Origin of the sequence: Streptomyces sp. NPDC050738 (assembly GCF_040654175.1) — a bacterium.
Lineage (GTDB): Bacteria > Actinomycetota > Actinomycetes > Streptomycetales > Streptomycetaceae > Streptomyces.
This window is the reverse complement of sequence record NZ_JBFAHN010000018.1, coordinates 1-12,426: the sequence shown is the minus strand read 5'-3', so window position 1 is coordinate 12,426 and position 12,426 is coordinate 1. Positions and strand designations below refer to the sequence as shown.

Genomic DNA, 12,426 nt, shown 5'->3' with positions numbered 1-12,426 from the left:
CGATCGCGGGAGAGGCTTGTTTTCTTCAGCGGAGCTTGCCTGCGCCCGCGCCCTTGTCCACCGTGCACGGGACGTTCTTCGCGCTGTCGACCTTGGTCCGCAGCGTCGGGACCCAGCCCGCGTCGGCGCCCAGCAGGGCTGTCGGGTTCGCGGCGTTGTACGCGGCCAGCACGTCCGTCGCGCGGCCGTTGACGTAGTTGCCCGACGCGGTCAGGCCCGTGCCCTTCCACTTGTAGATCACCCGGTCGGCGCCGATGCCCGCGGGCAGGGTGAAGGCGTTGGCCTCCGCCACGATCTGCGAGTTCACGCCGACACCGATGCTGTACGTGTACTCCTGGTCCGCGGTGACCACGAAGTGGTTGTTGTACGTGTCGACCTGGCCGAAGCGCACCCGCGGCGCCCGCTCGGTGATCCCCCTGAACAGGTTGTGGTGCAGGGTGATCTTCAGCTTGCCCGCGTCCGTCGCGGTCGCGCTGTCGCTGTTGCCGAAGAGCAGCGTCTTGTCATGGTTGGTGAAAGCGTTCCAGGACGCGGTGACGTAGTTGGCACCCTTCACCACGTCGAGCTCGCCGTCGTGCTGCTGGTAGATCCGGCCGTAGTACGAGGGCTGAGCGCTGTCGGGGCGGCGCCCGTCGGTGAACGTGTTGTGGTCGACCCAGACATGGGTGGCGCCGGTGACGACGAGGTTGTCGTACTCGGAGTTCCAGTTGCCGGTGTCGCCGTCCGTGGGGTCCCACTGCGGGAAGCAGTCGAAGGCGTCCTCGAAGGTGAGGTTGCGGACGATGACGTTGTCGACGTTCTTGATCTGCAGGTCGCCGGAGAGGATCTTGGCGTCCTTGCCGATGCCGACGACGGTGGTGTTGGCGGGGACCGGCACCTCGACCCGCAGCAGTTGCGCGGCGGCCGAGGTGCGGCGCAGGCCCTCCTGGCTGGCGTCGGGCTCCTTGTCGAGGTTGGTGTCGTAACCCCAGGTCGCCGGGTCGTAGTCCTTGAGGTACTGGGTGAAGTCGTAGCCGGGGGCCGCGTAGTCGGCGCAGCTCAGCGGTGCGCCCGCGTCGTTCACGTTGAAGTCGAGCGTCCCCTTGATCTTGATGATCTTGGGGGCGTCCCCGGCGTCCTTGAAGGCGGCGACCAGTTGGGCGCGGGTCGAGACGGTGTACACGTGGTCGGGCGTGGCGGCCGATCCGCCTGTGGTTCCCGACCCTTCGGCCGCCCAGCCGTCCTTCGCGGCGAGGACGCCTCTGCCCAGGTCGTGGGAGGACGGGTGAGAGGGCGAGGCGGAGGCGGCTCCGGTGATGCCGAGCACCAGCGCGGTGCAGCCGACCATGATTCCTGTGACGCGGCCATGACACTTCTGTGTACGCATTGCGGCTCCTGAAAGTCCTGAAGAGGAAGGGGAGTTACGGGTCCGGCGCGCGGTCGCCCCTGCGCACCGGACCCCGTACATCAGCGGGTGTCAGCTCTTGTTCTGCTGCTTCCACTCCGCCTGCGCCGCGTTGAGCTCCTTGGCCATCTTGTCCAGGAAGTCCTTCGCGGTGACCTTGCCGAGCAGCAGCTTCTGGAACTCCGGCTCGTTGTCGGCCTTGGTGATCTTGTTCCAGTCGGGCAGGTAGTACGGCAGCTGCACGACCTTCGTCGAGCCGTCGGTCAGCGCCGCGGCCGCGAGCTTCGTCGGCTCCACGTCAGTGATCCACGAGTCCTTGGCCGCCTCGGTGTTGGCCGGAATGGCGCCCGCGGACCTGTTCCACTTGCTGTTCTCCTCGTGCGAGGCGGCGAACTCGATGAACTTCCAGGCGGCCGCCTTGTTCTTGCTGCCCTTGAACAGGCCGAGCCCGTCCACCGGGTTGGAGACCTGCACCCGCGTCCCGTCGTCCAGCGTCGGGTTGGGGATGCCGGCGAACTTCTCCTCGCCCAGCGCCTTCACGTGGTCCTGGTACGAGCCGAGGTTGTGGCTCAGCATCCCGATGGTCCCCGAGTCCCACTGGGCGACCATCTTGGTGAAGTCGTTGTTGAGGTCGGCGGACGGGGTGTCCTTCTTGAACAGGCCGATGTACTTCTGCAGCGCCGCCACGTTCTTCGGGTCGTTCAGCGTGGTGGTGTCGCCGTTCCAGAAGTCGGTGAGACCCGACTGGCCGTAGGACGCGTCGATCGCCTGCGCGATCGAGCCCGCGCCGCCGCGGATCGTGTAGCCGAACTTGTTGTTCTTCGCGTCCGTGAGCTTGTCGGCGGCCGCGTAGAACTTCGTCCAGGTGGTCGGTGCGTCCAGGCCGGCGGACTTGAAGAGGTCGGTCCGGTACCAGAGCGTGCCGTTGTTCGCGGAGGTCGGCACCGTGTACATCTCGCCGCCCTTGCCGCCCGCGACCTTCACGCTGTCCACCATCGAGGGGACCAGCTTGCCGTTGAGCGAGGAGCTCTTGATCCGGTCGCCGACCGGCTCCAGGGCGTTCTGCGCGACGATGTTGGAGAGGTACGCCGCCCCGACGCCGCCCACGTCGGGCAGCCCGCCGCCGGCGATGGCCGTGTCGTACTTCGACTGGACGTCGGTGATCGGGATCGGAACGTACTTGACCTTGATGTCCGGGTTCTTCTTCTCGAAGTCCTTGATGATCTCGGTCCAGACGGCGGTACGGACACCGCCGTTGTTGTCCCAGAAGGTGATCGTGCCGCTCCCCTTCCCCTCGTCACCGCTGCCGCCGCTGCCGTCGTCGCCGCAGGCGGTCGCCGTCAGTGCGAGGACCGCGGTCAGTGCGACCGCGCTCCCGAAGGACTTCGAGAACTTCGTCATGGCCGGCTCGTCTCTCTTGGTGTGGTCTGGCTTGGTGTGGTCTGGCTGTCTCTGATCGAAAACGTGGTGAAGCTCGCGGTCCCGGCGGGCCCCGTGCCCTCGGGTGCGGTGGCGAAGAGGCCGAGCAGCGCTCCGACCCAGCGCCAGGGGGTGGCGGCAAAAACGTGGCCGGAGGGGCGGAAGCCTTCTCCTGTGTCGGCGGAGAAGCGGCAGCGCGCTCCGGGTGAGACGTCGATACGGAGGCGGGCGCGGCCCTCGGGCGCCGCCCGCCCGTGCGCGGCGTCCCGTTCGCGGTCGGCGACCGCCTCGGCGTACCGATGGACCAGGCGCACCCCGTCTGCGGTCCGCTCCAGGCCGATCCAGCTGAAGGCGTCACCCAGCACGGCCAGGCCCGCCTTCGCGCCCACCTCCTCGCTGTCCAGGGCGAGTTCGACCTCGACGCGGAAGGACTCGGCGGGCATCCGCTGCGTCAGGGCGTTCGGCAGCCGGCGCACATCGTCCGCGTACGGCGTCCGCACACAGGTCAGCCGGAGCCCGTCCCCGCCGTGCGCGACCGTCCAGCCGGGCCGCGGGTTGGCCGTCCACTGCCACTGGCGGCCGTACCGCCCGCCGGGAAAACCGTCGTCGGTCGCGGGCGATTCGACGGGCTGCGGCGGCAGTCCGGGCCTGGCATGGACGCGTACGGGTTCGCCCGCGTCGCCCATCACCGGCCAGCCGTCCTCCGGCCAGTGCACGGGCTGCAGATGCAGCACCCGTCCGTAAGCACCCTTGGACTGGAAGTGCAGGAACCAGTCCTCCCCCGCCAGGGTGGTGACCAGACCGCCCTGATGCGGCCCGTTGATCTCGGTCTCCCCCTGCTCCAGGACGACCTTCTCCACGTAGGGGCCGAAGAAGTCGCGGGAGCGGAACGCGCCCTGCCAGCCCGTCTCGACGCTGCCCGCAGGGGCGAGGATCCAGAACCAGCCGTCGCGGAGGTAGAGCTTGGGGCCCTCCAGGGTGAACCAGCCGGGCAGCAGGTCCGCGTCGACGATCACCTTTCCCTCATCGAGGAGTTCGCGGCCGTCCGTCGACATGCGGTGTCCCGTGAGGCGGTTCTTCACCCCGGACCTGGACCGCGCCCAGGCGTGCACCAGATACGCCTCGCCGTTCTCCTCGTCCCACAGCGGGCAGGCGTCGATCAGGCCCTTTCCCGGCTTGACGAGGTGCGGGGCGCTCCACGGGCCGCGTATGTCACGGGAGTTGACCTGGTAGATGCCGTGGTCGGGGTCGCCCCAGAAGATCCAGAAGCGGCCGTCGTGGTGGCGGATCGAGGGCGCCCAGACCCCGCAGTCGTGGCGCGGCGACGCGAAGGCGGAGGCGGGCTCCAGACGGTCGAGGGCATGGCCGATCAGGGTCCAGTTGACCAGGTCGCGGGAGTGCAGCAGGGGCAGCCCGGGGACGCGGCCGAAGCTGGATGCGGTGAGGTAGTAGTCGTCGCCGACGCGTACGACGTCGGGGTCGGACCAGTCCGCGTGCAGGATCGGGTTCCGGTAGGTGGCCGTCTCCTCGCTCATGCGCTGACCGCCTTCCGCACCAGCGCGGCTGCCGCATCGCGCTCCAGGCGCCCGTCCGCGACGACGGTGAGGATGCGCCGTACCAGCGTCCGGCCTGCGGCCACCGGCACCCGCTCGTCCCAGGCGAGCGAGGATCCGACCCCGGGGTACTCCTCGGTCCGTACGAACCAGGGGTCGCGCCGGGTCTCCTCGTTGGCCCCCGCGAAGACCAGCGTCCAGCCGTCGCCGGCCAGGGCCACCCACGGCGCCGTATGCCCGTGGACCGCGTCCTCGCCGTCCGCGTCCGCGGTGAAGACGGCGGGCCGCCCGGCCTCCTTGGGGGCACGCCAGAAGAAGCCGCCGTAGCCCGCGCCCGGTCTGCCGTTGGTGGCCGGGGAGCCGATGGACAGGTCCTCGCCCGTGGTGTTGGTCAGCGAGAAGGTGAAGTCCAACGCCCAGGCGCCGGGGGAGAGTTCGGTGGCGGAGACCGTACGGTGCTCGCGCAGCAGCTCGCCGGGGCCCGCCGTCCAGGCCAGCTCCTCGACGAAGCCGTCGGGGTCGCGCAGCTTCCAGCCGGTGTGGCGCTGGACGCCGTGGTTGTCGAGTTCGGTGGAGCCCTGTCCGCGTACGTAGGTGCGCCCGCCCCAGAAGTTGCGGCCCGCCACGTCGGGTACGGCGACGCCGGCGCCCAGGTGGTGGAGGTGGTCGCCGGGCATCTCCTCGGTGACGCGCACCCCGCCGAGCGTGGTGAGCGGATGGAGGTACGGGCGCGGGGAGAGCCGCGCCTCCAGCTCGGGCCTGAAGAGGTAGCGGCCGACGGGGCGGCCGGCGCAGCGCAGCAGGAGCGATTCGTTCATGAGGAATGCACCTCGCTGGGGAGCGCCCAGGGAACGCCCAGTTCGGAGAAGAGGGTGAGGGTGTCGGCGCCCGCGGCGACCAGGCCGTCGATGCCTTGGACGGTGCGGCGGCGTACCCCGTCGGTGTCCTCGGTCTCGCTCCATGCGGAGGCGGGGATCGGGGTGGGCTCGGGGGCGGTGCGAACCGTTTCGACGACCCGCATGAAGGCGCCGGTCGCATCGGGCGGGACCAGGAGTTCGGCGCTCCCCGCGAGGTGGGCGAGGAGGTTCTCCAGGAGGTCGGTCCTGCCGTGGACGGACTCCTCGGGTCCCTGGCCCGCGCGCTGCACCAGGATCCGGTCGTCCTTGTACCAGAAGGTGATGCGGCCGCTGGTGCCGTGGATGAGGAGATACGGATCGTCGGGCTGGTCCGCGCACAGGGTGACGGAGATGACGACCGGGGTCCCGCGCCGCGTCGTGATCCGTACGCACGAGGTGTCGTCGGCCTCGATGTCGTTGGCCCGGAACAGCTCGGCCTCGATGGAGTCGATGTCCTCGGCGCGTGAACTCCCGTCCAGCGCGAGGGCGGTGGCGACCGCGTGCGCGAGGGGATTGGTCAGTACGCCGTCGACGACATCCGTGTCGCCGATGCGCCGGCGGCCCGCCCAGGGCGCCCTGCGGAAGTACGCCTCGTCGCGCACCCAGGCGCCGGCCCCGCCGATGCCCAGGACCTCGCCGATGGTGCCGGCCGCGATGAGTTCCCGTATCGCGTCCAGGGCCTTGGAGCCCAGCGACTGGAAGCCGATCTGGCAGTGGACGCCCGCCGCGCGCACCCCGTCGGCCATCCGCCGGAACTCCGCGTAGGAAGGGGCGGGCGGCTTCTCCAGGAGGACGTGCACGCCGCGTTCGGCGGCGGCCAGCGCGAGGTCGGTGTGGGTGGGGATCGGGGTGCAGACGACGGCGATGGCGGCGCCGGTGGAGTCGAGGAGCGCACCGAAGTCGGCCGCCTGCTGCGGGGAGCCGAAGCCGTCGAGTTCCTCCTCGCTCAGCGGATTCAGCTCGCAGACGCCGGCCAGGGTGACCAGGCCGAGCGACTGCAGTCTGCGGATGTTCTCCAGGTGCCAGCGGCCGTGGCCGCGGGCACCCGCGAGGACGACGGGCAGCGGAGGCTGTGCGGTCGGTGCCGTCGGTGAGACAGGTGAGGTGCTCATCCCTTCACCGCCCCTGCGCTGAAGCCGGTGACCAGCCACTTCTGGATGAAGGCGAAGACGATCACGACCGGTACGGCCGCGATGACGCCGCCCGCCGCGAGGGCGCCCAGATCGACGCTGTCCGCGCCGATGAGGGTGTTGAGGCCGACGGGGATCGTCTGCTTGTCCTGTTCGCTGAGGAACATCAGGGCGAACAGGAAGTGGTTCCAGCTGTGCACGAAGGCGAAGGAGCCGACCGCGATCAGTCCGGGCCGCAGCAGCGGGAGCACCACCGCGCAGAAGGCGCGGAACCGCCCGCAGCCGTCGACCCAGGCGGCCTCCTCCAACGAGACCGGCACGTTCTTGATGAAGCCGCTGATCAGGATGATGGAGAGTGGCAGCTGGAAGACGGTCTCCGCGATGATCACGCTCACCAGGGAGTTGATCAGCTGGAGGTTCTTGAAGATCTCGAAGAGCGGCACCAGCATCAGCGCGCCCGGGATGAACTGCGAGCAGAGCAGGGCCAGCATGAAGCCGCCCTTGATACGGAAGTTGAAGCGCGCCAGGGCGTACCCGCCGGCCAGCGCCACCGCCGTGGTCGCCACCAGGGTGGAGACGCCGACGACCATGCTGTTCTGGAAGAAGACGGCGAAACTGCGCTCGTTCCAGACCTTGTCGAAGTGGTCGAAGGTGATCGGCCAGGGCACCAGCGAGGTGGATTTCGCCGGGCGGACGGCGAAGAGCACCATCCAGTAGAAGGGGATGAGCGTGAACAGCAGATACAGCCCGAGCGGGAGGTAGATCTGCCAGCGCGGTACGTCGTCGAAGGCGCGCTCGCGCTTCTTGCGGCGTACGGGAGGCGGCGGTTGGAGGGCGTCGGACGCGCGGGCGTCCGTGCGCTCCTCGGCGAGTGCGGCGGTCACTTTTCGCCTCCGAACTTGCTCAGGCGGAGATAGACGATCGAGCAGAAGAGGAGGATCACGAAGGCGACGGTGGTCAGCGCGGAGGCGTAACCGAAGTCATGGCCCTCGATCCCGGTGTTGGCGACATAGAGCGGGAGCGTGGTGGTCTCGCCCGCCGGGCCGCCGCCGGTCAGGGTGTAGAGGAGGTCGACGTTGTTGAACTCCCAGACGCCGCGCAGCAGGGTCGCCAGGATGATCGCGTCCTTGAGGTGCGGGAGCGTGATGTGGAAGAACTGGCGCATCCGTCCCGCGCCGTCGACGGAGGCCGCCTCGTACAGCTCCTTGGAGACGGACTGCAGGTCGGCGAGGATGAGGATCGCGAAGAAGGGGACTCCGCGCCAGAGTTCGGCGACGGTCGCGGCCCAGAAGACGGTGCCGGTGTCGGAGAGCACCGAGGTGCCGTACGAGCCGATGCCGGCGTCCGCGAGGTAACGGCTGAAGCCTGTCGAGGAGTTGTAGAGCAGGATCCAGATGGTGGAGGTCAGCACGCCGGAGACGGCCCACGGCGAGAAGACCATGGCGCGCGAGATGCCGAGTCCGATGAACGTCTGGTTGACGATCAGCGCGAGGCCGAGCCCGAGGGCGAGCTGGAGTCCGATCTGGGTGACGACCCACTGCCCGCTGAAGGCGAGCGTCGTCCAGAACTGGTCGTCCTCGGTGAAGATCTTCTTGAAGTTGTCGAGGCCCGCGAAGCCGTTCCGCCAGGGCTTGGTGACGTTGTAGTTCTGCAGGCTGTAGTAGAAGACGCTGATCACGGGGTACGCGATGAAGCCCACCATCAGCAGGCCCGCGGGCGCGATCAGCAGATACGGGAGGCGGCGGGGCGTCGCCGAGCGGCGGCGCCGGGGCGGCTTCTTGGGTGTGGCCACGGCTGCGGCTTGTGCCATGACTCTTCTCCGATCTCTGTGAATCTGCTGGTGCAAGCGCTTGCGGAACGGTGTTCGGGACCTCGGACGCGGCGGCGAGCAGATGGGGCGGTGGCAGGAGGGTGGGTTCAGCCCGCGTAGGGGTCGGGAACTTCTCCGGGCCTGGCCAGGAAGGCGAAGTCGCAGCCGGTGTCGGCCTGGGTGATCTGCTCGTTGTAGAGGGCGCCGTAGCCGCGCTCGTAGCGGGTGGGCGGCGGGGTCCAGGCGGCGCGCCGGGTCTCCAACTCCTCGTCGGTGACGTCGAGATGGAGGGTGCGGGCCTCGACGTCGAGGGTGATGCGGTCGCCGGTGCGGACCAGGGCGAGGGGCCCGCCGACGTAACTCTCGGGTGCGATGTGGAGCACGCAGGCCCCGTAACTGGTGCCGCTCATCCGGGCGTCGGAGATACGGACCATGTCGCGCACCCCCTGCTTGAGGAGGTGGTCGGGGATGGGGAGCATGCCGTACTCGGGCATGCCGGGCCCGCCCTTGGGGCCGGCGTTGCGCAGGACCAGGACGTGTTCGGCGGTGATGCCGAGGTCCGGGTCGTTGATGGTGCGCTGCATGGTCCTGTAGTCGTCGAAGACGACGGCGGGTCCGGTGTGCTTGAGCAGGTGCGGCTCGGCGGCGATGTGCTTGATGACGGCGCCGTCGGGGCAGAGGTTGCCGCGCAGGACGGCGACGCCGCCCTCGGCGGCGAGGGGGTTGGTGCGGGGGCGGATGACGTCGGGGTTGTGGACCTGGGCGCCTTCGAGCTGCTCGCGCATCGTGCCGTACGAGACGGTGGGCCGGTCCAGGTGGAGCGAGTCCTTCAGCTCGGCGAGGAAGGCCGGGAGTCCGCCCGCGAAGTGGAAGTCCTCCATCAGATACCGGCCGCCGGGGCGGAGGTTGGCGAGGACGGGGACGGTGCGGGCGATGCGGTCGAAGTCGTCGAGGGTGAGGGTGACTCCGGAGCGGCCTGCCATCGCGATGAGGTGGATGACGGCGTTGGTGGAGCCGCCGAGGGCCAGGACGGTGGCGACCGCGTCTTCGTACGCGGCGGGTGTGAGCAGCTGCGAGAGCTTGAGGTCGTTCCACACCATGTCGACGATGCGCAGTCCGGAGGCGGCGGCCATCCGGTCGTGCCCGGAGTCGACGGCGGGGATGGAGGAGGCGCCGGGGACGGTGACACCGAGGGTCTCGGCGGCGGCGGTGAGCGTGGAGGCGGTGCCCATCGTCATGCAGTGGCCGGGTGAGCGGGCGAGGCCGTTCTCCAGCTCGGCCATCTCGCAGTCGCCGATGAGCCCGGCGCGCTTGTCGTCCCAGTACTTCCACATGTCGGTGCCTGAGCCGAGGACTTCGTTGCGCCAGTGGCCGGGCAGCATCGGTCCGGCGGGCACGAAGACGGTGGGCAGGTCGACGGTGGCGGCGCCCATGAGGAGGGCGGGGGTGGACTTGTCGCAGCCGCCCATCAGGACGGCGCCGTCGACGGGGTAGGAGCGCAGGAGCTCTTCGGTCTCCATGGCGAGGAGGTTGCGGTAGAGCATCGGGGTCGGCTTCTGGAAGGTCTCGGAGAGGGTGGAGACCGGGAATTCGAGCGGGAAGCCGCCGGCCTGCCAGACGCCGCGCTTGACGGCCTGGGCGCGGTCGCGGAGGTGGACGTGGCAGGGGTTGATGTCGGACCACGTGTTGAGGATGGCGATGACGGGCTTGCCCAGGTGCTCCTCGGGGAGGTAGCCGAGCTGCCGGGTGCGGGCGCGGTGGCTGAAGGAGCGGAGCCCGTCGGTTCCGTACCACTGATAACTACGAAGCTGTGTAGGGGATTTGGTCATATCGCCCACCCCGCGGCGATCTCCGCGACCTCGGCGCGCTGCGACTCGGGCAGCTGCTTGCTGGGCGGTCGTACGTCGCGGCGGCACAGGCCGAGCGAGGCGAGGGCCTCTTTGACGACGGTGACGTTGTTGGCTGAGCTGTTGGCGCCGCGCAGTTCCTCGAAGCGGCGGATCTGCTCCCAGACCTTCATGGCGGCCGGGTAGTCGCCCGATCGAAGCGCTTCGATCATGTTCAGCGAAACGGAGGGCGCGACGTTCACGAGCCCTGAGGTGAAGCCGGTGGCGCCGGCGGAGAAGTACGAGGGCGCGTACGGCTCGGCGAGTCCGGCGACCCACACGAAGCGCTCCAGCCCCGCGTCCCGCGCGAAGGCGGCGAAGCGGGAGGCGTCGGGGACCGCGTACTTGACGCCGATGACGTTGGGGCAGGCGTCGGCGAGTTCGGTGAGGCGCGCGCCGGGCAGGAGAGCATTGCGGATGTAGGGGACGACGCCGAGCTCGGGCACGGCGGAGGCGATGGCGCGGTGGTAGTCGACCCAGCCCTCGTCGGAGACGTACGGGTGGACGGGCTGATGCACCATCACCATCTGCGCGCCGGCGTCCCTGGCGTGCTCGGCGGCGGCGACGGCGGTGGGCACGTCGTGGCCGACGCCGACCAGGACGACGGCCCGGTCCCCCGCCTCGTCGATGGTCAACTCGGTGACGGTGCGCCGCTCTTCAGGGGTGAGGGCGTAGAACTCGCCGGTGTTGCCGTTGGGGGTAAGGATCCGCACCCCGCCATCCAGGAGCCTTCTCAGCAGCGCACGATGGGCGGTCTCGTCGATGGTCCCGTCCGGGCCGAACGGGGTCACGGGGATCGCCACGACGTCTGCGAGGGCCGCCTTGAGCGGTGAGGAGTCCATGCGGACCGACCTTTCATCAATGTGCTGTTGGTGCGTCATTCCGCATCACCGTCCGCCTCGGCCGGGAAGGCCCGGGCGACGAACGAGGCGATGTGGTCGTGCAGTGCGCGGGCCGCACCCTCCGCGTCGTCGGCGAGCGCGAGCCGCAGGATCTCCCGGTGCTCGGCGGCCTCCCGCTCCCAGGAGGGGATCGCGGCCCAGGCGACGGTGGACACCAGGGCGGCCTGGTCGCGGATCTCGTCGAGCATCCGGGCCAGCAGCGGATTCCCGCAGGGGAGGTAGAGCGCCCGGTGGAAGTCACGGTTGGCGAGGGACCGGTCGGCCTTGTCCTCGGCCGAGTCGGACCGCGAGAGCGCCTCCTGGGCGGCTTCGAGGGAGGCCTTGCGGGTGATGGAGCGGCGCAGCGCCTCGGGTTCGAGGAGCAGCCGTACGTCATAGACCTCACGCGCCATGTCGGCGTCGACCATCCGCACGGTGACGCCCTTGTACTGGCTCATCACGACGAGCCCGGTCCCCGCCAGGGTCTTCAGCGCCTCACGCACAGGCGTCTTGGAGACCCCGAACTGGGCGGCCAGCTCGGTCTCGACAAGGGCCTGCCCCGGTACCAGCTGTGCGGTGAGGATCGCGTGCTTGATCGCATCCTGCACGTACTGGGTCCGTGAGGGGATCGGACTCGGGGCAAAGGTCATCAGCGCTCTCAGATCTGGCGTATCGCGTCTCATATATGACGTACGAAGTACGACGCGTTGAAGCTAAGGCCGTGCCAATGTTTCGTCAACGCTTCGGGCAGAAGAACTTCCGCCGCACCGGCGCGAGTTGCCGTGAGAGGAGAGGGATGCCCCGATACGTCCGCGAGGCCTGCACCCCCAAAGCGAAGGAGTCCCCACCATGATCCTCCCGAAGGTCCGGGACCCCCGGTTCGTGACGATCCGCCGCGGCGGAACGCTCACGGATGCGCATCACCACCTCCTCGCTCTCTGGGCGGCGTCATGCGCGGAGCACGTACTCGACCTCTTCGAGTCGGATCAGCCGGACGACCTGCGGCCGCGTCAGGCGATCGAGCACGCCCGCGCCTGGGTACGCGGCGAGGTCGGGATGATGGAGGCGCGCGCGGCGGGCGGTCATGCCATGGGTGCGGCCAGAGATCTCCGCGGTGCGGCACGGCATGCCGCGTACGCAGCCGGCCAGGCCGGGGCCGTCGCACACGTCGCCGCGCACGAACTCGGCGCGGCCGCCTATGCGATCAAGGCCGTACGTGCTGCCGCGCCGGAGGGCGAGAGCGAAACCGCAGGGCGAATCGAGTGCCAGTGGCAGCGTGACCAACTCCCGGAGGCGGTGCGCGAGCTCGTACGCGATGACCAGCGGCTGCGGAACGAGATCTGCTGGTCGGTGTTCGACTGAGGCGTCGCCCCCGGACCGTCGACGGCGACGCCCCACGCTCTTCCTGCTCGTCGCCTTCGGATCCCTGGTGCCTGTCGTGCCCACGGGAGCGCTGGTGAGTTCGGC

11 protein-coding genes are annotated in these 12,426 nt (G+C 69.4%); 1 reads left to right on the top strand and 10 read right to left on the bottom strand.

Annotated elements, in window-relative coordinates:
* Positions 1–25 precede the first annotated feature (25 nt).
* The 10 genes from AB0H78_RS32625 to AB0H78_RS32580 form a co-directional block, all read right to left on the bottom strand.
* Entirely contained in the window at positions 26–1,366 is a 1,341-nt protein-coding gene (locus AB0H78_RS32625) for a pectate lyase (RefSeq protein ID WP_363238341.1), read from the bottom strand.
* Between the two features lie 90 nt (positions 1,367–1,456).
* Positions 1,457–2,785 (bottom strand): sugar ABC transporter substrate-binding protein, encoded by a 1,329-nt coding sequence (locus AB0H78_RS32620; protein ID WP_363238340.1) that lies wholly within the window; start codon positions 2,783–2,785, stop codon positions 1,457–1,459.
* Positions 2,782–4,338 carry a family 43 glycosylhydrolase gene (locus tag AB0H78_RS32615; protein ID WP_363238339.1) on the bottom strand — a complete coding sequence of 519 codons (1,557 nt, stop codon included), beginning with the start codon at positions 4,336–4,338 and terminating at the stop codon, positions 2,782–2,784. The genes AB0H78_RS32620 and AB0H78_RS32615 overlap by 4 nt, the downstream gene beginning before the upstream one ends.
* Positions 4,335–5,174 carry a PmoA family protein gene (locus AB0H78_RS32610; protein WP_363238338.1) on the bottom strand — a complete coding sequence of 280 codons (840 nt, stop codon included), beginning with the start codon at positions 5,172–5,174 and terminating at the stop codon, positions 4,335–4,337. The genes AB0H78_RS32615 and AB0H78_RS32610 overlap by 4 nt, the downstream gene beginning before the upstream one ends.
* Positions 5,171–6,364 carry a Gfo/Idh/MocA family oxidoreductase gene (locus AB0H78_RS32605; RefSeq protein WP_363238337.1) on the bottom strand — a complete coding sequence of 398 codons (1,194 nt, stop codon included), beginning with the start codon at positions 6,362–6,364 and terminating at the stop codon, positions 5,171–5,173. Before AB0H78_RS32605 ends, AB0H78_RS32610 begins: the two co-directional genes overlap by 4 nt.
* Positions 6,361–7,266, bottom strand: a complete 906-nt coding sequence (locus tag AB0H78_RS32600; protein WP_363238336.1) for a carbohydrate ABC transporter permease — start codon at positions 7,264–7,266, stop codon at positions 6,361–6,363. The genes AB0H78_RS32605 and AB0H78_RS32600 overlap by 4 nt, the downstream gene beginning before the upstream one ends.
* A complete protein-coding gene (locus AB0H78_RS32595; protein WP_363238335.1) occupies positions 7,263–8,192 on the bottom strand; it encodes a sugar ABC transporter permease in 930 nt (309 codons plus the stop codon). Before AB0H78_RS32595 ends, AB0H78_RS32600 begins: the two co-directional genes overlap by 4 nt.
* 107 nt (positions 8,193–8,299) lie before the next feature.
* A complete protein-coding gene (gene araD, locus AB0H78_RS32590; RefSeq protein ID WP_363238334.1) occupies positions 8,300–10,021 on the bottom strand; it encodes an L-arabinonate dehydratase in 1,722 nt (573 codons plus the stop codon).
* Entirely contained in the window at positions 10,018–10,920 is a 903-nt protein-coding gene (locus AB0H78_RS32585) for a dihydrodipicolinate synthase family protein (RefSeq protein WP_363238333.1), read from the bottom strand. The genes araD and AB0H78_RS32585 overlap by 4 nt, the downstream gene beginning before the upstream one ends.
* A 35-nt stretch (positions 10,921–10,955) precedes the next feature.
* Positions 10,956–11,609 carry a GntR family transcriptional regulator gene (locus AB0H78_RS32580; RefSeq protein WP_363238332.1) on the bottom strand — a complete coding sequence of 218 codons (654 nt, stop codon included), beginning with the start codon at positions 11,607–11,609 and terminating at the stop codon, positions 10,956–10,958.
* Positions 11,610–11,808: 199 nt separating this feature from the next.
* Between AB0H78_RS32580 and AB0H78_RS32575 the strand changes: the two genes are divergently transcribed.
* Positions 11,809–12,321 (top strand): putative immunity protein, encoded by a 513-nt coding sequence (locus tag AB0H78_RS32575; RefSeq protein WP_363238331.1) that lies wholly within the window; start codon positions 11,809–11,811, stop codon positions 12,319–12,321.
* Positions 12,322–12,426 lie beyond the last annotated feature (105 nt).

Excerpts from the sequence above, each read along its gene's own strand:
- AB0H78_RS32625 (WP_363238341.1), bottom strand. The coding sequence starts at position 1,366 with ATGCGTACACAGAAGTGTCATGGCCGCGTCACAGGAATCATGGTCGGC.
- AB0H78_RS32620 (WP_363238340.1), bottom strand. The coding sequence starts at position 2,785 with ATGACGAAGTTCTCGAAGTCCTTCGGGAGCGCGGTCGCACTGACCGCG.
- AB0H78_RS32615 (WP_363238339.1), bottom strand. The coding sequence starts at position 4,338 with ATGAGCGAGGAGACGGCCACCTACCGGAACCCGATCCTGCACGCGGAC.
- AB0H78_RS32610 (WP_363238338.1), bottom strand. The coding sequence starts at position 5,174 with ATGAACGAATCGCTCCTGCTGCGCTGCGCCGGCCGCCCCGTCGGCCGC.
- AB0H78_RS32605 (WP_363238337.1), bottom strand. The coding sequence starts at position 6,364 with ATGAGCACCTCACCTGTCTCACCGACGGCACCGACCGCACAGCCTCCG.
- AB0H78_RS32595 (WP_363238335.1), bottom strand. The coding sequence starts at position 8,192 with ATGGCACAAGCCGCAGCCGTGGCCACACCCAAGAAGCCGCCCCGGCGC.
- araD (WP_363238334.1), bottom strand. The coding sequence starts at position 10,021 with ATGACCAAATCCCCTACACAGCTTCGTAGTTATCAGTGGTACGGAACC.
- AB0H78_RS32585 (WP_363238333.1), bottom strand. The coding sequence starts at position 10,920 with ATGGACTCCTCACCGCTCAAGGCGGCCCTCGCAGACGTCGTGGCGATC.
- AB0H78_RS32580 (WP_363238332.1), bottom strand. The coding sequence starts at position 11,609 with ATGACCTTTGCCCCGAGTCCGATCCCCTCACGGACCCAGTACGTGCAG.
- AB0H78_RS32575 (WP_363238331.1), top strand. The coding sequence starts at position 11,809 with ATGATCCTCCCGAAGGTCCGGGACCCCCGGTTCGTGACGATCCGCCGC.